The organism is Candidatus Krumholzibacteriia bacterium (genome assembly GCA_035268685.1).
In the GTDB taxonomy this organism is placed as follows: domain Bacteria; phylum Krumholzibacteriota; class Krumholzibacteriia; order JAJRXK01; family JAJRXK01; genus JAJRXK01.
Map to the genome: position 1 here is coordinate 42,004 of DATFKK010000036.1, position 20,480 is coordinate 62,483.

A 20,480-nucleotide genomic window follows, 5' to 3' on the forward strand; every position below is an offset into this window, starting at 1 on the left:
GCGGTCGTCGCTCACGACGACTCCTCGGCGGTGCGCAGCGGGGCCCCGTCGACGACGGTGGTGAGATTCGTGGTGACCACCCGGTCTCCGTCCTCGAGTCCTTCGCTCACGTAGACGTACTGCTGGTCGCGCACCTCGATCCGGACGTCACGGACGTCGAGTGCTCCGTCCTGCATCACCCACACGGTGTCGTCCGCGCGCAGGTACTCGCGCGGAAGACGGACCGCTCCCTCGACGGGCCGGCCCTCGATCCGTGCCTCGACGAAGGAGCCGAGGATCAGCGGCCGACGATCCGCGTCGCCGTCTTCGCGCACGAGTGGGTCGTCGACCGTCACCAGCACCCGCGCGAGACGCGTGCGGCCCTCCAGCGAGCCGATCAGCCGATGCAGACGGCCTTCGCGGAACGCGCCCTCGGGCCACGCGGTGCGATTGCGCACCCGTACCCGCGCCCCGGCTTCGCCGTCCTCGGGGAAGCGCAGCCAGTCGAGCTTCGGCACGGGAACGGCCACGACGACCCAGTAGGTGTCGACACCCACCAACCGCGCCAGGGTGTCGCCCGGCCGCACGTGGGACCCGAGGTCGGCGGTGCGCTCGAGCACGTGGGCGTCGAAGGGCGCGAGCACCGTGGTGCGCTCGAGTTCCAGCTCGGCCTGTTCCAGCGCCGCGCGCGCGGCCTCGACCCGGGCGCGCGCGGTCTCGAGCTGGGGCTCGCGCAGCACCAGCGCCTCGTTGCCGGGCTCGAGTTCGGTGTCGAGCAGCTCGTAGTCCTGGCGCGCCACGTTCTGCCGCCCCATCTCGACGTCGAGGTCCGCCTGGGCCTGCGCCAGATCGCTACGCCGCTGCCGCACCTGGTTGCGGTAGTCGCTGGGATCGATGCGCACGAGCAACTCGCCCGCGTCGATGAAGCCCCCGGGCTCGAACGACGGTGCGACCTCCACGATCTGCCCCTCGATCCGCGGGGCCGCCACGACGTCGCGCGCCGGCTCGACCACCCCGGTGACCACGACCGTGGGGCGATAGGTCCCCCGACGGACCTCGAGCAGATCGACGAGCATCGCCGTCTGCTTCGTGGCTCCTTCGCGCTTCGCCTCGGGTTCGGTGGCGAAGAGGATGGCAATCGCACCGGCCCCCGCCGCGACGATCGCCACGCAGATGATCAGGGTCCTCTTCATCGGCTCTGCCCTTCCTGGGCGTCGGGAACTCGTGGATCGTGGATGGGCCCCGCGAGCGCGCGGTACAGGGCGATGCGCGTCTCCAGACGTGCGCGCTGCACGGCCAGTCGGGCCCGGCGGAGCTCCTGCGTCTCGGTCAGGGCCGTGAGGACGTCGAGATAGCCGCCGAGACCGTTCAGGTACTGGCTGCGCAGCTGCTCGTAGGACTGCACGGCCAGTTCGATCTGCCGGTCGAGGCTGCGGATCCGCTCCGACTGCTTCTGCTCGAGGACCAGCGCGTCCTCGACCTCGCGGAAGGCCTCGAGAACGGCCTGAACGTAGTCGAACAGGCGTTGGGCGCGGACGGCATCGGTCCGCTCGACCTCGGCTCGGAGCGCCCCACCGCGGAAGATCGGCGCCAACAGGTCCCCCGCGAGCCGCGCGATCCAGTCTTCGAACAGACCGGACGGCTCCGATGCAGTCGTGGTGATCGAAGCGGTGAGATCGATCCGGGGATACCGCTCACGGATCGCCGTGGCGAGATCGCGATCGGCCGCCTGCACGTCGAACCAGGCGCGGCGCACGTCGGGCCGGCGCTCGACCAGCGCGGCCGGAACGCCCGTGGCCGGGAGCGGTGGCAGAGCCGGCAGCTCGACCGTTCCCGTTGCCATCGCACTGCCGGCCGGCCGTCCGAGCAGCACCGCGAGCGCATGCTCCGACGTGCGCAGGCGACCCTCGGCCTCATGGATCCGCTCCCGCGTGGACTCCACGAGCTGACGTTGGCGCAGGACGTCCACGCTACGGATCCGGCCGCTGCCGAAGCGAGCCCCGAGCAACTCCAGCACGGCGACGTTCGTCTCCTCCTGCCGACGCAGGAGATCCACCTGACTGCGGGCCTCCACCACGCGACACCACGTCGACGCGACCTCCGCCGCCACGACGTGTTCCACCGCGCGCAGGTCGGCCCGGACGGCGGCCGCGCGGAAGCGATCGGCCTCGACCGAGGCGTCGACCGCACCGAAGAGATCGAGTTCGTAGCTCGATCGGAGACCGAGCGACATCTCCTCGCCGAAGACGAATCCCTCGCCTTCGCGCAGCTCACCCGTCGCGGTGGCGTCCAGCGAGGGAAGACGCCGGGCGGATTCGATTCCCAGAACGGCATCGGCCTCGCGAATCCGTTCCCGTGCAGTCCGGACGTCGAGGTTCGATTCGAGAGCGCTGTCGACCAGCGAGTCGAGGGCCGTGGCTCCGAAGTCGGTCCACCAGCGGGCGGAAGGGGGCTCCGCGCCGGTCCGCGCGAAGCGCTCGGGGGCGCTCACGCCGGTGTCGACGGGCGTCGGCGAGGGTCCGCACGCAGCCAGGAGGGCGATCCACAGCAGTGCGGTGGTGCGGCGCGGGGCGCGGGAAGGCATCGTCGGCATTCGGCCGGGGACGGGAGAGTGCGACCCGCACATCATAGCGGGAAGTGCGCGTTCGTCATATCCGACACGACTCGGACCGTGACCCCGCCGCCAACGAGAACACCCGGCCACCTCACGGCGACCGGGCGTCTCTTTCGGACTCGGCGGAACCGGGGCGACGGCCCGGACCGCGTCGTTCACTCAGTCCTTCGCGTGGCAGTCGTTGCAACGCGTCGGCGCGGCGTAAGCCTCTTCGCCCGTGTCCATGTCCTTGTGGCAACCCACACAGCTGATGTGGTAGGCGTTCTTCTTGAGACTCATCGACGAGCAGTCGGGCACACCGTCCCCGGCGGGCTCGAAGTGGCACGACACGCAGGTCTCGACCTCGGTCTCGGCGACGTTCTCGAGCGTCAGGCCTTCGGTCGTGTGGTGGCAGGTGACGCAGTCGCTGACTTCGAAGTGGGCCGTGTGCGGGAACTCCACGAGCCCCTTCTTCTCGCCACAGCCGTCGAGGGTCATGACGTCCGGCAGACCGCCCTCTTCTTCTTCGGCAGCATTGGCCGGCACGTAGGTCGCGCCCCAGACGAGGGCGAACACGGCGGCGACGGCGAGACATGCGAAAGCCGCGGTGCGGATACCTCTGGAATCGATCATGGTTGGTTCCTCCGAGTTCGGAAAGAGGGTCGCGGGTGCGAGATGAAAACGGTGATCAAAATCTTCCCGACCAACGCCGCGATCCTCGTTGAGCCTACGCTCAGATCGTGAAATTCCTAGAGTGAGGCTGTACCGATTCGGTGATCCGCACGGAAGTGACACGGGAAGATTCCGACATAACGTCAGGATTCCGTGAAGTGCGCCCGGTCTCCGATCGTCACCGGAGTCGCGCCAGGATCGCGTCGGTGACCTGCTGGGTGGTCGCCGCGCCCCGTCCCACCACATCGGGGCCTCCCGGCAGACGCATCATGTCGTAGGTGCGGACCCTGCCCTCGACCACGACGTCGCCGACGGCGCGGCGCACCGCCTCGGCCCGTCTGGTCTCGCCGACGTGGTCGAGCAGCATCGCCGCCGACAGGATCATGGCAATGGGATTCACGATGCTCGGCTCGAGCTCGGCGTACCGGGGCGCCGAACCGTGCGTGGGCTCGAACACCGCCACGTCGTCGCCGATGTTCCCCGAACCCGCGAAGCCCAGCCCCCCCACCAGCCCGGCAAAGGCATCGCTGACGATGTCGCCGAAAAGGTTGCCGGCCACGACCACCCCGTAGTCCTCGGGGTTCCGGGTCAGCCACATCATCTGCGCGTCGACGTTCGTACTCCGGAGCTCGATCTCGGGGAAGTCGGCGTGCACCTTCCCGGCTTCTTCCACCATCATGCCGCCGGTCTCGCGCAGCACGTTCGGCTTCTCGCACACGGTCACCGAGCGGTACCCGTGCTCACGCGCGTAGCCGAAGGCGGCGGTCAGGATCCGGCGCACGGCGCGGCGCGTGAACAGGCGAACGGAGACGGCCAGATCCTCTTCCGGTGTCTCGGCGAAGCGTCGCCAATTCGGATGCAGGGACAGGGCATCGCGCACCGCCTGCGGGGGATCGGTCCATTCGATGCCGGCGTACAGGCCCTCGGTGTTCTGACGGAAGATCACCACGTCGATCATGGGTTCGTCGATCGGCTCGGCACTCCCGCGGCGGACGAAGTTCAGTGGATTGCCGGCGAAGCTACGGCACGGGCGGATGCAGACGTCGAGGTCGAAGTGCTGCCGCAGGCCGACGATCGGACTGGAGTAGTCGAAGCCGTGGTCGCGCAGATCCGCGTCGAGATCCTCGGCGGCTTCCTTCTTCGGTTTGCTCGTGATCGCACCGAAGAGGCCGAGCCGGTGGCGTTCCAGGAGAGCGATCGTCGCGTCGGGCAGCGGATCGCCGGTGCGCCTCCAGCACTCCCAGCCGATGTCGGCGTGGAGGTAGTCGGCGTCGAAGCCCACTTTCTCGAGGACGCGGACCGCTTCGGGCAGGACGATGGCACCGATCCCGTCCCCGGGCATGGTGACGACGGTGTGCCTGGCCATGACCGCGAACCTCCTCGTCAGAACTTCAGTTCGCGCCGGATCATGGATTCGATTCCTCCCGCTGCCACCAGCGACTGGGGAAGCTCGCCCATCGGTGGGAAGGGATACTCGCGACCGTCGTAGCGGACGACGCCGGCCACGAAGTCGACGGTCACCGTCGCCGGGGCGACGACGGTGCGGAGGTCCTGTGCGGAGCGCACCGAGCGGATGGACTCGACGAACTCGGGGCACGTGATGCAGGGAAGGCCGTTGTTGTACGCGTTGCGCAGGAAGGTCTGCGCAAAGCTCCCAGCGATGACCAACCGGATCCCGGCTGCGGTGAGTGCGGTGGCGGCCTGTTCGCGGCTGCTGCCGGTGCCGAAGCCGAATCCACCGACCAGGACGTCGCCCTCGCGAACGATCGAGGCGAAGTCGGGGTCGTGGTTCTCCAGGACCACACGGGCCATCTCCCCGGCGCTCAGGTCACGGTAGGTGTGGTCCTTTCCGTACATGGCGTCGGTGTCGAGGTCGTCGGCGGGCACGACGATCGCACGACCCTCGATGCGCTCGGGAAAGCCCTCGAGGATCTCGACCGGTTCGACGAGCGCGGCGTCGGTCTCCACACCGCATTCGAACCGGGCCGTCGCCACCGGCCCCTCGGTCCGCACGCCCGACGGCGCGGTGATCTCGCCCTCGAGCGCCGAGGCCGCCACGACGGCGGGACCGGCCAGAAAGGCCCTCGCGTCGCGCGAACCCATGCGTCCTGGAAAATTGCGATTGGTCGCGCTGATCGCGACCTCGCCCGGCTCGAGCGATCCCTCGCCCAGACCGATGCACGGCCCACAACCCGGCGGCAACGCGTGGGCGCCCGCGTCGAGCAGCGTCTGCCAGGTCCCGTCGGCCTCGGCCGCCGCCTGCACGTCGGCACTCGCGGCCGCCACGTAGAACGACACCCCGTCGTGCACGTGACGCCCCCTCAGAACACGTGCCGCGGCCTGCAGGTCCTCGAGCCTCCCGTTCACGCAACCCAGCAGATAGGCCTTGTCGATCTTCGTGTGTCGCGCACCGACCTCGGCCACCGTGGCCAGGGCGCGGACGCTGTCGGGACCTGCGACCACGGGCCGCAGGGTCGAGAGATCGAACTCGATGCGACCGGCGTAGACCGCATCGGGGTCGGCAGCCGGAGGGTCGGTGGACCAGTGCATCAGATCGGCCTCGCAGAAACGCTGTTCCCCACACGCGGCCAGGGCGTTGCGCACTCGACGCATGTGGTCGACGGTCACCTCGTCCACGGGGAAGATTCCCGCCAGCCCACCCCACTCGGTGGTCATGTTGGCGATGCTCAGCCGCGCGTCCATGCCGAGCGAGGCGACGCCGTCGCCGGTGAACTCGACGACCGCGTTCAGCACCTCACCGGCCGCGAACATGCCGCACAGGGCCAGGATCACGTCCTTGCCCGCCACTCCCGTGGCCAGTTCTCCACGAAGTTCCACCCGCAGGGTCCGCGGCACCTGCCACCAGAACGTACCGGTGCTCCAGACCGCCGCGGCGTCGGTGCGGACGATCGGCGTGCCCAGAGCACCCAGTGCACCGTACGTGGTGGCGTGGGAATCGCTGGCCACACACAACGATCCCGGAACCACGTAGCCGCGCGACACCATGATCTGATGGCCGATGCCGGTGCCGGCGGGGTAGAAGTCCACGCCGTGGCCGCGCGCGAAGCCCTCGATCGAAGCGTACCTGCGCTGGTTGGCCTCGCTGCGGTTCTGGACGTCGTGGTCGAGCGCGAACACGGGCTGGGTCGGGTCGTGGATCCTGCCCACGCCGATCGCACGGAACTTCTCGATGACCGCGGCCGTGTTGTCGTGGGTGAGGACGTGCCGGGGACACAGACCGACGACGTCGCCGGCACGGATCCGGCGCCGCGGTCCGCGCGTCATGTGCGCCTGGACGATCTTCTCGGCCAGGGTCTGGCCGCCGACGGTGTTCACGACCGGTCCCTCTGACAAAGGGACATGAAGTTCCGCGCCGAGCCGAAGTCGTCGAGCATCCAGACCGTCTCCTTCACTCGCTTCCGGGCGATCTCACTGAGGACGGGATCGGACAGGGCGTCGAACTTGGCCTCGATCTCGTGATCGCTCAGGGGATTGCGAGGATCACCCTTCGGGTGGTCCAGCTTCTCGGAGAACTCGCGCCCGTCCTTGGTCCGGATCCTCACGACCGCCTGCTGGAGCTCGGGGAACACGGCCTCGACGTCGGGATCGGGCATGACCTCCACCTTGCCCAGCTGCGCCCGCAACACCGGATCGGCGATCCTCTCGGGCGTGAACTGCGCCGGGGTGACGTTCCGGTCCACGAGGACGGCTGCGATCACGTAGGGCAACGAGTGGTCGGCCGTCTCCTTGCTCTGCGGATCGTACTTGCTGGGATCGGCGAGGATGTCCGCGGCGCGCGCCGTCGTTCGGACCAGAACGCTCTCGATCTCGTCGGGTGCGAGATCGTTGTCGCGGACGATGTCGAGCGTGGCCGAGATCGGCGCGTGGGTGAGCGCCTCGGTCGGAAAGGCCTTCATGCCACATCGTTCGATCCGCCAGGTCTCGCCCAGTCCGTCGGTCAGCACGTCGAGATCCCACTCCGGTCCCAGGCAGTGCACCAACCCCTCCTTGCCGTCGATCACGTGCCGCGGGCCGGTGTACCCCCGCTCGGCCAGCAGCGCGGCCGTCATTCCCGACTGGGTGGCCATCGGGTCGACCGAATTCTTCGTCATGGTCAGTTCGCCCGCCGTGACCGCTCCGAAGGTCGCGTTGTGCGACGCCGCGATGCCGATGGCGTGCTGGATGCGCTCGGTGTCGAGTCCCAGCAACCGGCCCGCTACGATCGGGGAGACGACGGCCGTCAGGGTGGCGTGGTGCCAACCGCGTTCCCTGATCCCGGGAAAGGCGGCCTCGGCCAGCCGCATCTCGAACTCGTGACCCAGCACCACTCCCAGCAGCAGATCGCGTGCATCGAGGTCCTGACGTTCGCAGGCGGCCATGGCGGCCGGGATCACGTCGCTCGGATGCACCGGATCCTGCCGCCAGTAGATGTCGTTGTAGTCCATGGAACGGATCATCAACGCGTTCGCGAGTGTGGCCGACACGGGATCGGCCTTCTCGCCACTGGCCAGGACGGTGCACTCACCGGTGCCCGCGCACTCGGCGAGCACATCCAATGCGATCCCGCAGTCCTCCTGCAGGAATCCACCGAACGCGCACCCCACCGAATCCAGGAGGAAGCGCTTGGCCTGGTGCAGGACCTCGGGTGGAATGTCGTCGAAGCGCAGGCCGGCAGCCCACCGGGCCATGGTCGCGGTGACGGTGTCGGACATTGCGAACCCTTCCGTCCGGAACGCGGCCGGACGTACGCAGAGGAGCCGGACACGGAGGCGATCGCCACGACGCCCCCGGTCCGTCGGATTCGGAGATGAGACCCAGCGTGGCACCGCCACCACCACGGTCGACAGCGTGGAACTGTGAGAACCGCGCAGGCCGTCGGGCCGAAAATGTGAGCTCGCGCGTCGCCGTGATGCACGTGCACCGGGCAGGCAGAGCGGAGGGACGATCCGACCGGGTCCCTCCGCCCCGGGGGGCACACGTACGGGGAGTACGCTAGAACGCAGCCGTGAAGCCGACGACCGCGCGTGTCTCCTCGATCTCGAGGTCGTAGGTCAGCTCGGCGATCATCCGCAGATTCCGGGCGTGCAGATGCGACCACGACGCGGTCACCGTCTCGTAGTCGGTGGCGTCGTCGTCGGAGTCGATCCAGTTGTACAAGAGGACGACGGCATCCATGCCGTCGGGACCGGCCGGCATGATCGTCAGTTCGCCGATCACGCCGTCGGTCTCGATCTCCGATCCCGAGCCCGTGGCGTCGCTGTCGGTTCGATGCAGGTATTGCACGCTCGCCGAGACCTTGTCGAAGCCCACGTGCACGTCGGGACCGAAGACTTCGACATCGTTCTCGAAGCCGGTACCGCTCGCGCTCAGGGCCTCGGTCGTGGCGTAGTAGGTTCCGGCCGCGGTGACCGGACCCGCCGCGTAGACCAGGCGCCCGAGGTAGCCCTTGTCTGGGTCACGATCGAAGAAGTCGTCTCCTCCGTCTTCCGCGGCGGCCAGGCCGTTGCCGTTGACCACCTCACCCACGAGGGACAGACCGATCGGCGTGTCGTAGGTGACCAGCACTCCACGATCGTAGGTGAGCCGTGCGACCGATCCTCCGGGTTGCGCCTTGTAGATCTCGTAGTCCTCGAAGGTCAGGCGCAGCTCGCGCTTCATCATGGGGTCGGAGATCTGGAACTGACCGACCATCACGTCGAGAGGTTGCCCCCCGAGATCGTTGAAGTGCAGGTAGGCGTCTTCCACCCCGGCGACCTCGCCCTCCTCGGCCATGTAGAAGTAGACGTAGTAGCCCACGTCGTCCATCACACTGCCACCACTCAGGAGCTTGATACCCCACGGAACCTGCAGATCGGGGACGTTCTCGTCGTCCTCCCGTGTCTCGTAGACGCCGTAGGCGTCCAGACGCACGGCCAGGGGCAGGTCGCGTTGGAGCAACAACTCCGGGTCGCCCGTGTCCTGGTAGGCTCGACGTGGTTCCTCGCCGTCGGGAAGACGGAAGCCGTTGCCGGCGAACTCGTCACCGTAGTCCTTCAGACGCGGAGCCGGCGCGTGGCACGTCGTACACGAGAGATTGTACTTGCGGGCGAAGGCGGGTATCGCGTTCGCCTCGGACACGAAGGTACTCACGAGCACCAGTGCCGCGATCATCGGGAACACAAGGTTCTTCGTCGTCTTCATCACCAGTTCACCACCTCGACGGAAGTATCGGCTTCGCCGACGACGACGGCCTCGGTCTCCTCTGCGGGGACGTCGAGGAAGTCACCGACGGACTTCACGAGTTTGCGATAGCGGAGCACGGCCTCGAACCGCAGCTCCCCGTAGGGCACGTCCTGCGGGACCGTGAACAGATAGGTTTCGGTCTTGGTCTCTCGGGGCGCGATCCGGTAGTCGGTCCCCAGGCTCGCCGTGTTCCACTGCATGATGGTGCGGCGACCCTGCTCGTCGAAGTAGGGCAGGCAGAAGATCCGGTCGCCTTCGTAGGCCGTGGAGTCCCGGGGCAGGCCGGCGAAGTCCGGATCGTCCAGAGGTTCGCCCATGTCCTGGTAGGCCAGCTCGTTGCTGGTGATGGTCTGCTCCTCGCCCTCGAAGCCCTTCTTCTCGACCGGGAGGTGATACCGATTGCCATCGGCGTCGACGGCGTGGACGGTCACCCACAGCTGTCGCTCCTCGGCCGAGCCCGAAGGCACCTTGTGCCCGGCCTTGCCGTTGAACAGCGCCAGCTTCAGGGTCACCGGATCGCCGGGAAGACACTCAGGATGCTCGGTCCACATGACCATCTCGACCACACCGGCGAGCTTGCTCTGGTGATGGGCACCGTGGAAGAGGTGGTTCCGCCGATCGTCGACCACCTCGGCCCCCATGATCGCGAGGCGCCCGTGCCCCGGCGGCATGTGGCAGTCGTGACAGGTGATCCCCATGTCCGGGTACGGACCCTCGGCGTACTCGAGCTGTGTGCTCTTCACCCAGACGTCGTAGGGACTCTTCTCGTTGTGGCAGGTCCCGCAGAACTCCGCACTCTGGATGAACTCGCTCTTGGCGGTGAGGTGGTGCGGCGACTCCATGCCCTCGCGCCCGCCCCACTTCGTGCGACCGGGCTTCACGAGGTAGTTGTAGTTGTGGGGAACCTCTCCGGCGAAACCCACGACCTGATGGCACATGTCACAGTTCACGGCCTCGTCGGCCATGCTCCCCTCACCGGGCCGCGGCGGCGGGGTGTCGCCCGCGAGGAACGAGACGGGCGCGTGGCAGCCGTTGCAGCCGTGCTTCACCTCGGCCACCTTCTCCTTCCGCTCGGCGTGGGGTACGGCGAGCCGGAAGTATTCGATCTCGTCCCAGTGGTGCGTGTAGGCCTGGCTCATGAGCGAGCGGCGCCACTGCCCGGCGATGTCCAGATGACAGCCGGTGCACTGCTGGGCAGGTTGGAAGTCGTCGTAGGAGAACTGACCGTGGGCGTCGTCCCCGGAGGGGATCGCCCGGAGTTCCTCCTCGGGCAGGACCCCCGTCACGGGCTGGGCGAGAACCGGACAGGTCAGGAGCAGAACGAGGAATCCCGCTACGCACGAGGCGAAGCGGGAGATCGCGGGGATGGGCATGAGTCCTCCGATATGTCGAGCACCCACCGGAATGGGCGCCGGATCGCGCGACGCGGAAGCCTGGTCGAGGACAGGTGGCTCCCGGCGTCACGCTCTCGATTCACTGCGCGAGGCATTCCATCTATACCAGCCTCGGCCGATCGAACCCATGATGCATGTGGATCAGATCGGTGGGATCACTCGCTCTCGCCGAGACGATGATCACGTAGATGCTCGAGCTCCTCGGGGCCGAAGTACGCCGCACTGAACTCCGAGATCAGCTCGTCGAGCTTCTCGGTGTGCGCCGTTTCCGTGGTCTGCTTCGACTTCATGGCGTGCACGAGCATCTCGTGAAGCAGTGTGAGCTGCTTCACGTAGTCCGAGTCGTCGGCACCGGCCGGCTTGATCCGCTGGTGCAGGAAGTACTGGCTGACGATGTGCTGGAACTCGACGGCGTGCTGTTCCTTGTTGGTGATCCAGCGCACGATCTGATTGTAGTTCTTGTCGCCCTCGGCGGTCAGGGCGTCGATCTGGTTCATGGCTTTCTCGATCGTGGTCACGTGCTCGCGCAGCATCTCGATGCGCATGGCGTCGCCGTAGATCCCGCACGGGATCTCGCAGTGGGCGCGCACGGTGGCGGGAGCGAGAAGGACGAGCAACAGGGCGGCGCTCAGGGCACGGCGCATGGGAGTACCTCTCGTGGGGGGACGGGTTCTCGTTGCGTGCCATGCAGTCTAGGCCGAGGCGCGAGGGGACGCCACGCGCACCACGCCGTGGCCCCCTCCTTCCCCGGGACGCCGTCTGGGGGTCCTCCGGCTCGTCAGTTCGGCGGGTTGCCGAAGGGCTCGAAGCTCATGAAGTCGGCGTGGTGGACGATACAGGCTTCGGTAGAACGACCCACCATGTCCCCTTCGCCGGCATGCGTGGCGATCACGTGGCAGACCGCGTCCGGGATCCCGCACTCCATGGCCAGCGACACACCGGTGAAGGGGTGCCTCAGGGCTTTGCCACGATCGCTCTGCACCGCGATTCCGTCGATCCGATCGTACTCCAGGAGCTTTCCGACGTCGGCGAGGATCGCCCCCGCCACGACGGTGTCGAGGTCGATCCGCAGCGCGCGCCCCAGGAAGTCCTGCATCGATTCGGCGCTGCGTCGAGCGATGTGCACCACGCACCGTTTGTGTTCCATGAACGTCGCCGTGCAGTTCTGCACGCGCAGCGTGAAGGGGATCTGCCGGAGGTCGTCGGGGGTCAGGGGACTGCGTTCGAAGGCGAGTTCCCAGGTACGGGCGACGCGTTCGCGCAGATCCTCGTTCTCGATCCAGCCCAGCTCCGGCCAGAGATCCTCGAGATCGGCCCGGGTGACGGCGGTCATCGCGTGTCTCCATCGCGGCGGGAAAGCATCCGGAATCCACTGCGAGAGCAAAGCATAGCGGACGCGCCGACGACACGCCGGAATCGTGAGATCACCGTTCCACTCCGGACCGGAAAGGGGAGCGTCTCGGGGAATCCCCCACCCCACCCACGAGTGCGTCCCAGGGCTCCCGCCACCGTCCACCGGGACGTCATCGCGACCGGCCGGACGCAAACTGTGGAACGTTCCGCGGCCGGACCCCGGCCATGATCCACGTGAATCCGCCCGGTGACCCGGACGCGTGCCAGGAGGCCTCGATGATCCGCACCATGCTCGAACTCACGGACTTCGAACTCCGAGCTGCCGACGGCCCCCTGGGCCCGCTGCAGGACCTGTACTTCGAAGATGTGGAGTGGGTCGTTCGTTACCTCACCGCCGACGTCTCGGCATGGTTGCCCGGACTGACCGTCCTGCTGGCTCCTTCTGCACTCGACTCCGTCGACCGTGAACACCGCACCATGCGGACCCGCTTCGATCGGCGGCAGATGCAGAACAGCCCGACGGCGATCGAGGACGACGCGGTCTCGAAGCGCAACATGGAACACGTGGGGGATCCCACCTGGCAGCCCTTCTGGTTGACGACCTCGAGCCAGCTCGGTGCCACCGCGCCGATCACCCCGCTGCGGTCCGGGGTCTCCGGGGAGAAGACCGGCGAGACCGGGAGCGGCGCCGACCTGCGGAGCGCGCAGGAACTGCTGGGGTACGCCGTCGAATGCGAAGGACAGCGGGTCGGAAGAGTGTCGGATCTCGCCTACGACGACGAGACCTGGAAGATCCAGTACCTCGTGGTGGACACCGTGGCCCCGGCCGAGGAACGCCGGATCCTGATTGCCCCGGACTGGACGGAAGCGATCGACTGGGTCGAGCCGGTGGTCCGCCTGGACCTCGACTGCGAAGCAGTGGGCCGGGCACCGGGCTTCGAGGCCTCCACCCGCGTCGACGAGGCGTACCGCCGTCGGCTGCTCGAACACTACGGACGCACCGCGTCCCGACTCCACGAAACCCGACCCGCGGAGGGATCGCCATGAACCCCGAGCGCACCGACACGAGCATCAAGAAGGTCGACGCCTCGCACTCGCCACAGGGCACGATGGGACAGCGCCACCTGGTCACGGGCAAGTCCATGTCGATGCGGCTGTGGGACGAGCTGCCTCCCACCACGTCGAAGGAGCCACGCCGCCGCGACTACGAGACCGTCGGCTTCGTGGTCGCTGGGCGCGCCGAACTCGAGATCGAAGGACAGGTCGCGATCCTCGAGCCGGGCGACAGCTGGGTGATCCCGGCCGGTGCCGAGCACACCTACCGGGTCCTCGAGACCTTCACCGCGGTCGAGGCGACGTCTCCGCCGGCCGAGATCCACGCCCGTGACGAGGACCCCGACACGGGGCCGCGTGGATCGTGATCGATCCCGCACCCGACGTCGACCACCCCACGCTGCGGGAGCGCTGGGACGAACTGAAGGCGAATGGCGACCGCGCCGTCGCGATCGCGGGATCGCTCACCCCCTCGCAGTTGTGGGAACGCCCCCGGCCGAAACGATGGTCGGTCGGCGAGTGTCTCGACCATCTCGTCCGCGCCGGCGACGCCTACCTGGAGGTGATCGACGAAGCGGTCACCCACGCGCGCCCCGCCGAACACGCCGACGCCGCACGGAAGCCTCAACCGAACGTCCTCGAGCGGATCCTCCTGCACGGGCTGGAGCCCCCGGCCCGGCTGCGGATCCCGGCACCGGCCCGGATCCGCCCTCGGCGACCCCACTCCGCGGTCGAACCGGCCCGATCCGAGAACGACGACCCCACCGACCCGCGCGTACGGTTCCAGGAGAAACGGCAGGACTACGCCCGCCGACTCGAGGCGGCGGAGGGACTCGACCTCGGTGCGGTCGATGTCCGGTCTCCCTTCGTTCCGGTCGTCCGTATCTCGTTGGACACCGCCTTCCGGATCGTGTGCGGCCACGAGCGCCGGCACCTGGAGCAGGCGGAGAAGGCGCTCGAAGGAAACTGATCGCCACTCTTCGAGCTGGTCAGGAGACGAACGATCGTCGTACAGTCGCATCATGAACGGCCCTCGAACCTCCGGAGTCGTCGTGTTCCGACTGTGCCTGTCGCTCGTCGTCGGCCTTCTCCTGGCCACACCGGACGGAGCGCGTGCGGTCGAGGTGCGTCTCGGACTGACCGGCTCCGTCCACGCGAGCAGCAGCGCGGCCACCTCCGCCAACGTGGCGACCGAAGAGATCGACACCACGGTGCCCGCACTGGGCACCGAGCTCCGCGTGCGACTCCCCTATGGTCTGCGCGTCGGGGGCCACTACGCCCACCACCGACGGACCGTCGGCGGAATCTACGACAGCGCGTTCGGAGCGGGAGACGTGGAGTTCGATCTCGACGCCGACGAGTTCGGTGTCTTCGCCGAGGCCCACCTGAGACTGGCCCCGTGGTCGTGGGAGGATCCCTTCGTCGGGATCGGCCTCGGCTACGTGCGCCTGGTCACCGACGGACGCCTCCGTTTCACGTCACGGATCACCTCCACCGACCCTCTCGACGTCTCGATCGACCTGGCACGGTTGTACGGGGTCGGGGGGGTCGACCTCACCGATCGACTGGGACTGATCCTGCGCGCGGGCTACACCTTCGGCGACGAGCGAACGTTGGGCACCGCGGTGCTGCAACGGATCACCGGCGGGCCGGCCGCGGCCACGTGGGATCACGAGGGGCTGTACGGGTCGGCCGGTCTGGTCGTCGTGGTCCACTGACCGCTGCGGCTCCAAAGCCGTGAGGTCGACTCGCGCGGTACATCGAATTCGTGAATCACCCTCCCTCGCCCCGGAGCGAGGGAATATCCTGTCGGTGTCCTTTCTCCCAGGGTGTCGACGTACGCCCTGATCCGTTCGCATCAGCGACCGGCGACCTACCACCGAGGACGGCGCCATGGACGCGACACGGCTGCAGAAGTTCTTGTCCGACTCCGCGCGGACGGCCACGCGCAACGAGATCCGCGAACTCCTCAAGCTGATCGCCAAACCCGACATGATCAGCCTCGCCGGCGGGTTGCCCGCCCCGGCGAGTTTTCCCGTGCCGGAGCTGAAGGAGGTCACCCAGCGTGTCCTCGACGAGTTCGGTCCGGCGGCCCTGCAGTACGGGCCCACGGAGGGCGACGTCGGACTCCGCGAAGAGCTCATCGGTCTGATGGAGGCCGACGGCTGCGAGAACGTCGCGCTCGAGAACGTGCTGGTGACCACGGCCAGCCAGCAGGCGCTCGACCTGTGTTCACGTGTGTTCATCGCGCCGGGAGACACGGTCGTGTGCGGATTGCCCAGTTACCTGGGCGCACTCGGTGCCTTCGTCGCCTGCGGCGCGCGCCTCAGCGGTGTCCCTCTCGACGACGAGGGGATGCGCACCGACCTGCTCGAGCACCGTCTCCTCACACTTCGGCGTGAGGGCGTGCATCCGAAGTTCCTGTACCTGGTGCCGGACTTCCAGAACCCGGCGGGGGTCACGCTGAGCGTCGAACGACGCCACGAGGTCCTTTCCATCGCCCGCGAGTTCGACCTGCTCATCGTCGAGGACAATCCGTACCGGCAGTTGCGCTACATCGGCGAAACGCCCCCGGCCCTCGGGGCACTCGACCGCGACGGGCGTGTGATCACGCTCTACAGCTTCTCCAAGGTCTTCTGCCCCGGACTGCGCCTGGGATACGTGCTGGCCCACCCCGAGGTGATCCAACGCCTGGTCATGGCCAAACAACCGGTGGACCTGTGCACGAGCAGCTTCAATCAGATCATCGCCCGCGAGTACGTGAAGGGCGGGCACCTGTGGCCGCGTCTGGAACGCACACGCGAACTCTACGCCCGCAAGCGCGAGATCATGCTGACCGCGCTGTCCGAGCACGTCGATCCCGACTGGGGCGTCCGCTGGACCAACCCCGAGGGTGGCATGTTCCTGTGGATGACGCTTCCCAAGCACCTCGACGCGCGAGATCTGTTCCGCCTCGCGCTCGAGCGCAACGTGGCCTTCGTGATCGGCAACGCTTTCTACTGCGACAGCGGCGGCCACAACACGCTACGGCTGAACTTCTCGTACCCGAGCGAGGACCAGCTCGTGATCGCGGTCAAGCGACTGAGCGACGCCATCGACCAGTTGATCACCGACAACCCGGCCCCGAAGGCCGACACCGCCGAGGTGCGTGGATTCAGCGAAGGTCTGACCACCGGCAGCGATCACGCCCTCACGCATCTTCCACTGAATCTCGCGCTGCACGAAGTGCTCGAGTAGAGGAGGCCGTACGATGACCGACTATGACGCCGAAGGACGGCTGGCGTTCGCCATGGGACTCGAGCTGCGCGGTGAGTTCGACAAGGCCGTGCAGGCCTTCGAGGACATCGTCGAGGCGGGCGACAAGGGCGAGAACGAAGCCCTGGTACGCAAGCACCTCGGCAACCTGCACCTGCGGCAGGGCCATCTGCGACGGGCACGGGAACACCTCAACGTCGCCTGCGAACTCGAGCCGGACAACGCCACGTTCTGGCACGACCTCGGTGTGGCCCACTACTACCTGGCCGACTTCGACCAGTGCGTGCAGTGCATGCGCAAGGCCCTGGAGATCGACGGCGACCTGCAGCTCAGCTACTTCTGGCTGGGCAATGCTCTGTACCATCGGGGCGACCTCGGCGACGCCGCGGCCACCTTCCAGGAACTCCTCGATCGCTACCCGAACTTCACCATCGGCAACTTCCACCTGGGCGTGATCTACCAGCGACAAGGCAAGGAAGACGAAGCCCAGGAGCAGTTCCAGACCGTGCTGTTGAAGAATCCCGACGACGCCGCGGCCCAGCACTACGTCAACGGCAACGACGGGTCGTCCTGAGCCACGCGATGCGGGCGGGTGTCCGCGCACCCGCCCGGCGTCGGCCTCAGTAGGCCAGCCCCACCAGAACGACGTTCACGCTGATCGCGTTCGACGAGACGTCGAAGCCACCTTCTTCGGTACTCGGCTCGCCCCAACCGAGCGAGAGCTCCACCGCGAAGTGCGAGTGGAACTCGTAGCCCACGCCGCCGCGCAGACCGAGCCCGATCCAGGGATCGCCCGAGTCCTCCTCGAAGGGCAGGTCCCAGGTCGAGAAGCCCACCCCCATGGAGTAGTAGAAGGACGGTGCGACCGGTCGCCGGTACTGGGTCAGGGCCACGGTTCCGAGAGCGTGCGTCACGGTGACGTCGTCACCGCGGAGGTTCACGATCGAGAACCAACTGACGCGGGCGCTGTAGGCGAGCACGGTGGTCTCGTTCAATCCGGCCCCGATGACGAACCCGGTGGCGAGGGCCCCCTCCTCCTGACGCTCGGTGCTGACCGTCAGTCCCCCTCCGGAGATCTCCTGCTCGAAACTGACCAGACCTGCACCGAGGCCACCGCCGAGCACGAACCCTTCGCGCTGGCCGTCGAAGGCGAGAGAGGACGACGGGAGCGCCAGCGTCCACAGGACGAGGAGGGCCCGGGCGACTCGGAGCATCGCTTCATCTTCCGGTGAGAGATCGCGGCCGGAACGGATACCAGCCGATGGTCCCACCCCGAACCGCTCACGACAACGAAAACCCATGCCTTGCCAACGACGCAGATTCGTCGTTGCTCTTCATCTGGAGCTCCCCCTCGAGGAGACGCCCATGAAGGTCGGAATCGTAGGAACCGGATTCGTCGGCTCGACCGTGGCTTTCGCTCTCGTCGCGCGCGGCGTGGGCCGAGAGGTCGTCCTGGTCGACGTGAACCGAGAGCGCGCCGAAGCCGAGGCCGACGACATCCTGCACGCCGTACCCTTCGCCGAACCCCTGCAGGTCCGCGCCGGCGACTACGACGACCTGCGGGGCAGCCGCGTCGTCGTCATCGGAGCCGGCGTGGGACAGAAACCGGGCGAGACCCGCCTGCACCTGCTCGCCCGCAACGCCCGGGTCTTCCGCGACGTCGTGCCCTCGGTCCTGAGCGCAGCCCCCGACGCGCTGCTGATCATCGCCAGCAATCCGGTCGACGTGATGACCCACGTGGCATCGGAGTTCGCGGCCGATTTCGGAGTTCCGTCGCGACGTGTGATCGGATCGGGAACCATGCTCGACACCGCACGCTTCCGGGCACTGCTCGGCCGACACCTGGGCATCGACTCCCGGCACGTGCACGCCTACGTGGTGGGCGAACACGGCGACAGCGAGGTCCTGGCGTGGTCGACGGCACGCGTCGGCGGAATCGCGCTCGACGAGTTCGTGAAGCGCCGCGGACCGGAGCTCGGCGACGACGACCGACGTCACGTCGAAGACGCCGTTCGCAACGCCGCCTATCGGATCATCGCGGGAAAGGGCGCCACCTACTACGGGGTCGCGAGTGCACTCGCGCATCTGACGGAAGTCGTCCTGAACGATCGCCGGGCGATCGCCACCGTGTGCACACCTCGGGCGAAGATCGCCGGGGTCGAAGACGTCACCATCTCCATGCCCCACGTGATCGGCGGCGACGGCGTGATCGGAGCGCCGCATCCACTGCAGCTCCAGGAAGACGAGCAGCACGCACTGGAGGCGTCGGCACGGACCGTGCGCCGCGCGATCGACGATCTCCATGCCGAGGACGCGGCCGAGGCCTGATCAGTTCGGGCTCCGGCGTTCCGCCATGCGCCTGCGCTCGACATGCCGCGCACCGACGATGTCGACGAGTCGTGCGTGGCGTCCGGTGTTGAAGTCCCAGATCGTGCGCAGGCGCTCCCAGGACCACACCGGATGCCGGGTGATGACGTGCAGGATCCCCACCAGGTCCACCAGGGCATCGTCCTGCATCTGGTTCACGCCGCTCTTCAGGGTCTCCCGATAACCCTCGGGCGGTTCGCGATGGATGTGCCCGATCCGCCAGGGGCGCGCGGGATCCGGCGGAAGCCGCGACATGAGAGGATCGCCCAGGCCGTAGCGATCGATGAAGTGCACACGTGGCCCGGCGAAGAAGGCACGCATGCCGGCCGCGCTGACCACGGCGATCCCCGTGGCTCGCTGGTCGCGCGCACGTCGGCCCCAGTCGGCCCATTCGTGTGCCGGCATCTCTCCGCGGCCGCCGGCCAGCATCGGGCTGGTGCCACGGAAGTAGAAGCTACGCTCGTCGGCGATGCCGTGCCCGTCCAGGAACCGCGCGTCTTCGGGCAGGTCGAGGTAGGACCTGGGGTCGGTTCGCAGTGGACTCGAGGGGACCAGCACCGACCAGCCCAGGGCCACGGCGAGCACCACCATCGCCCATCGCGGTCGAAAGGCGGCCCCGACGTGCAGGACCAGGACCACGGAGGCCAGGATCGGCAGCGTGAAGAAACGACCCCGCATGAAGTCACCGCCGACGTTGACCACGTACACGACGTAGGCGACGACACCCAACGCGATCGCGATCGGCATGCCGCGGCGCGCCCGGACCGCGACGACGATTCCCCCGATCAGGGTCACGAGGGCCAACGTGTCGTGCCGCGCGAAGTTGGCGACATAGCGCAGGCCCTGGGCCCAGAGCTCGGCGCGCGGGATCCCGGCGCCGAGCTTGGCATAGGCGGTGTTCGGGAACGGGAACCCGTAATAGAGAGTGGCGAACACCATCCACGCCACGAAGGGCGTCATTCCGAGGGCCACCGTCGCCAGCGCCCGCCGACGCGACGGCGCACGGACCACGCTCCACACCAGCGGCGGCGCGACGATCAGGAGCATGTCCATGCGGTTGACCATCAGCAACGCCGCCAGCACCGAGGCCAGCAGCAACCGCCGTCCGACCGGCTCACCGCGCAACACCGCGACCAGGAACGCGGCCAGCAGGAGATGTCCGAGAGCGTTCTCCAGCCCCGAGGTCGAATAGTCCACGAACGCACGGGACGAGAGCAGCAGGCCGACCGCCGCCGCCGCCGCCCAGGCACCACGGGCCTGCAGCACCACGAGCAGCACCGCACCGATCGTCGCGACCAGACTCAGCACGAGCGAGGTGTAGTAGAACTCGCGAGTGAAGAATGCCCCGCCGGCCACCACGAGGGTCCACAGCGGATTCGTGAAGGCCTGCACCCTCTCGGCCACGTTCCAACGCAGGCCGTAGCCCTCGACGAGGTTCTCGGCCACGCGGAAGGAGATGAAGGCGTCGTCTCCCAGCCAGGCGTTGCGCCAGACCACGATCACGAAGACGACGAGGAGAAGACACACCAGTGCGACCGGCGCTCGGCGCGAGGCCGCGAGGAATTCCGGGACCATCATGCCGGAAGGCTAGC

19 protein-coding genes are annotated in these 20,480 nt (G+C 67.7%); 7 read left to right on the forward strand and 12 right to left on the reverse strand.

The features are described from left to right. Nucleotides 1-11: 11 nt before the first annotated feature. The 10 genes from VKA86_03730 to VKA86_03775 all read right to left on the reverse strand — a co-directional run bounded on the left by VKA86_03730 (nucleotide 12) and on the right by VKA86_03775 (nucleotide 12,193). The gene (locus tag VKA86_03730) at nucleotides 12-1,172 is read right to left on the reverse strand and encodes an efflux RND transporter periplasmic adaptor subunit (protein HKK70302.1); all 1,161 of its coding nucleotides are present in this window, start codon (nucleotides 1,170-1,172) and stop codon (nucleotides 12-14) included. Continuing rightward, nucleotides 1,169-2,563 carry an efflux transporter outer membrane subunit gene (locus VKA86_03735; protein ID HKK70303.1) on the reverse strand — a complete coding sequence of 465 codons (1,395 nt, stop codon included), beginning with the start codon at nucleotides 2,561-2,563 and terminating at the stop codon, nucleotides 1,169-1,171. The genes VKA86_03730 and VKA86_03735 overlap by 4 nt, the downstream gene beginning before the upstream one ends. A 189-nt stretch (nucleotides 2,564-2,752) precedes the next feature. Continuing rightward, the gene (locus VKA86_03740; GenBank protein ID HKK70304.1) at nucleotides 2,753-3,205 is read right to left on the reverse strand and encodes a cytochrome c3 family protein; all 453 of its coding nucleotides are present in this window, start codon (nucleotides 3,203-3,205) and stop codon (nucleotides 2,753-2,755) included. Nucleotides 3,206-3,422: 217 nt separating this feature from the next. After that, nucleotides 3,423-4,610, reverse strand: coding sequence for an isocitrate/isopropylmalate family dehydrogenase (locus tag VKA86_03745; GenBank protein HKK70305.1), 1,188 nt, complete (start codon nucleotides 4,608-4,610; stop codon nucleotides 3,423-3,425). A 17-nt stretch (nucleotides 4,611-4,627) separates the two neighbouring features. Then, nucleotides 4,628-6,580, reverse strand: coding sequence for a homoaconitase (gene lysF / locus VKA86_03750; GenBank protein HKK70306.1), 1,953 nt, complete (start codon nucleotides 6,578-6,580; stop codon nucleotides 4,628-4,630). Further along, the gene (locus tag VKA86_03755) at nucleotides 6,577-7,956 is read right to left on the reverse strand and encodes an MmgE/PrpD family protein (GenBank protein ID HKK70307.1); all 1,380 of its coding nucleotides are present in this window, start codon (nucleotides 7,954-7,956) and stop codon (nucleotides 6,577-6,579) included. The genes lysF and VKA86_03755 overlap by 4 nt, the downstream gene beginning before the upstream one ends. Nucleotides 7,957-8,236: 280 nt before the next feature. Next, nucleotides 8,237-9,424 (reverse strand): hypothetical protein, encoded by a 1,188-nt coding sequence (locus VKA86_03760; protein HKK70308.1) that lies wholly within the window; start codon nucleotides 9,422-9,424, stop codon nucleotides 8,237-8,239. After that, nucleotides 9,424-10,839, reverse strand: a complete 1,416-nt coding sequence (locus VKA86_03765) for a NapC/NirT family cytochrome c (GenBank protein HKK70309.1) — start codon at nucleotides 10,837-10,839, stop codon at nucleotides 9,424-9,426. The genes VKA86_03760 and VKA86_03765 overlap by 1 nt, the downstream gene beginning before the upstream one ends. A 176-nt stretch (nucleotides 10,840-11,015) precedes the next feature. Then, complete coding sequence (locus VKA86_03770; protein HKK70310.1) at nucleotides 11,016-11,504, reverse strand: superoxide dismutase [Ni]; 489 nt, start codon at nucleotides 11,502-11,504, stop codon at nucleotides 11,016-11,018. Between the two features lie 134 nt (nucleotides 11,505-11,638). Further along, the gene (locus VKA86_03775; protein ID HKK70311.1) at nucleotides 11,639-12,193 is read right to left on the reverse strand and encodes an HD domain-containing protein; all 555 of its coding nucleotides are present in this window, start codon (nucleotides 12,191-12,193) and stop codon (nucleotides 11,639-11,641) included. Between the two features lie 296 nt (nucleotides 12,194-12,489). Between VKA86_03775 and VKA86_03780 the strand changes: the two genes are divergently transcribed. From VKA86_03780 to VKA86_03805, 6 genes are all read left to right on the forward strand, one after another. After that, on the forward strand, nucleotides 12,490-13,260 hold the full coding sequence (locus VKA86_03780; GenBank protein ID HKK70312.1) for a PRC-barrel domain-containing protein: 771 nt from the start codon (nucleotides 12,490-12,492) through the stop codon (nucleotides 13,258-13,260). Then, a complete protein-coding gene (locus VKA86_03785; GenBank protein ID HKK70313.1) occupies nucleotides 13,257-13,634 on the forward strand; it encodes a cupin domain-containing protein in 378 nt (125 codons plus the stop codon). The genes VKA86_03780 and VKA86_03785 overlap by 4 nt, the downstream gene beginning before the upstream one ends. Then, nucleotides 13,631-14,236: a DinB family protein gene (locus VKA86_03790; protein HKK70314.1), complete on the forward strand. Its 606-nt coding sequence runs from the start codon at nucleotides 13,631-13,633 to the stop codon at nucleotides 14,234-14,236. Before VKA86_03785 ends, VKA86_03790 begins: the two co-directional genes overlap by 4 nt. An 82-nt stretch (nucleotides 14,237-14,318) precedes the next feature. Further along, complete coding sequence (locus tag VKA86_03795) at nucleotides 14,319-14,984, forward strand: hypothetical protein (protein HKK70315.1); 666 nt, start codon at nucleotides 14,319-14,321, stop codon at nucleotides 14,982-14,984. A 175-nt stretch (nucleotides 14,985-15,159) separates the two neighbouring features. After that, nucleotides 15,160-16,503 (forward strand): PLP-dependent aminotransferase family protein, encoded by a 1,344-nt coding sequence (locus VKA86_03800; protein HKK70316.1) that lies wholly within the window; start codon nucleotides 15,160-15,162, stop codon nucleotides 16,501-16,503. Nucleotides 16,504-16,516: 13 nt separating this feature from the next. Then, complete coding sequence (locus tag VKA86_03805) at nucleotides 16,517-17,095, forward strand: tetratricopeptide repeat protein (GenBank protein ID HKK70317.1); 579 nt, start codon at nucleotides 16,517-16,519, stop codon at nucleotides 17,093-17,095. A 46-nt stretch (nucleotides 17,096-17,141) separates the two neighbouring features. Here VKA86_03805 and VKA86_03810 read toward each other — a convergent pair whose 3' ends face one another. After that, nucleotides 17,142-17,735: a hypothetical protein gene (locus tag VKA86_03810; protein ID HKK70318.1), complete on the reverse strand. Its 594-nt coding sequence runs from the start codon at nucleotides 17,733-17,735 to the stop codon at nucleotides 17,142-17,144. Nucleotides 17,736-17,886: 151 nt separating this feature from the next. On the opposite strand from VKA86_03810, the gene VKA86_03815 reads away from it, so the two are divergent. Further along, nucleotides 17,887-18,849 (forward strand): L-lactate dehydrogenase, encoded by a 963-nt coding sequence (locus VKA86_03815; GenBank protein HKK70319.1) that lies wholly within the window; start codon nucleotides 17,887-17,889, stop codon nucleotides 18,847-18,849. Here VKA86_03815 and VKA86_03820 read toward each other — a convergent pair whose 3' ends face one another. Beyond that, a complete protein-coding gene (locus VKA86_03820; protein HKK70320.1) occupies nucleotides 18,850-20,466 on the reverse strand; it encodes a hypothetical protein in 1,617 nt (538 codons plus the stop codon). Between the last annotated feature and the right edge of the window lie 14 nt (nucleotides 20,467-20,480).

Excerpts from the sequence above, each read along its gene's own strand:
- VKA86_03745 (HKK70305.1), bottom strand. The coding sequence starts at position 4,610 with ATGGCCAGGCACACCGTCGTCACCATGCCCGGGGACGGGATCGGTGCC.
- VKA86_03730 (HKK70302.1), bottom strand. The coding sequence starts at position 1,172 with ATGAAGAGGACCCTGATCATCTGCGTGGCGATCGTCGCGGCGGGGGCC.
- VKA86_03820 (HKK70320.1), bottom strand. The coding sequence starts at position 20,466 with ATGATGGTCCCGGAATTCCTCGCGGCCTCGCGCCGAGCGCCGGTCGCA.
- VKA86_03780 (HKK70312.1), top strand. The coding sequence starts at position 12,490 with ATGATCCGCACCATGCTCGAACTCACGGACTTCGAACTCCGAGCTGCC.
- VKA86_03755 (HKK70307.1), bottom strand. The coding sequence starts at position 7,956 with ATGTCCGACACCGTCACCGCGACCATGGCCCGGTGGGCTGCCGGCCTG.
- VKA86_03760 (HKK70308.1), bottom strand. The coding sequence starts at position 9,424 with ATGAAGACGACGAAGAACCTTGTGTTCCCGATGATCGCGGCACTGGTG.
- VKA86_03775 (HKK70311.1), bottom strand. The coding sequence starts at position 12,193 with ATGACCGCCGTCACCCGGGCCGATCTCGAGGATCTCTGGCCGGAGCTG.
- VKA86_03765 (HKK70309.1), bottom strand. The coding sequence starts at position 10,839 with ATGCCCATCCCCGCGATCTCCCGCTTCGCCTCGTGCGTAGCGGGATTC.
- VKA86_03805 (HKK70317.1), top strand. The coding sequence starts at position 16,517 with ATGACCGACTATGACGCCGAAGGACGGCTGGCGTTCGCCATGGGACTC.
- VKA86_03740 (HKK70304.1), bottom strand. The coding sequence starts at position 3,205 with ATGATCGATTCCAGAGGTATCCGCACCGCGGCTTTCGCATGTCTCGCC.
- VKA86_03770 (HKK70310.1), bottom strand. The coding sequence starts at position 11,504 with ATGCGCCGTGCCCTGAGCGCCGCCCTGTTGCTCGTCCTTCTCGCTCCC.
- VKA86_03785 (HKK70313.1), top strand. The coding sequence starts at position 13,257 with ATGAACCCCGAGCGCACCGACACGAGCATCAAGAAGGTCGACGCCTCG.
- VKA86_03810 (HKK70318.1), bottom strand. The coding sequence starts at position 17,735 with ATGCTCCGAGTCGCCCGGGCCCTCCTCGTCCTGTGGACGCTGGCGCTC.
- VKA86_03815 (HKK70319.1), top strand. The coding sequence starts at position 17,887 with ATGAAGGTCGGAATCGTAGGAACCGGATTCGTCGGCTCGACCGTGGCT.
- VKA86_03735 (HKK70303.1), bottom strand. The coding sequence starts at position 2,563 with ATGCCTTCCCGCGCCCCGCGCCGCACCACCGCACTGCTGTGGATCGCC.
- VKA86_03800 (HKK70316.1), top strand. The coding sequence starts at position 15,160 with ATGGACGCGACACGGCTGCAGAAGTTCTTGTCCGACTCCGCGCGGACG.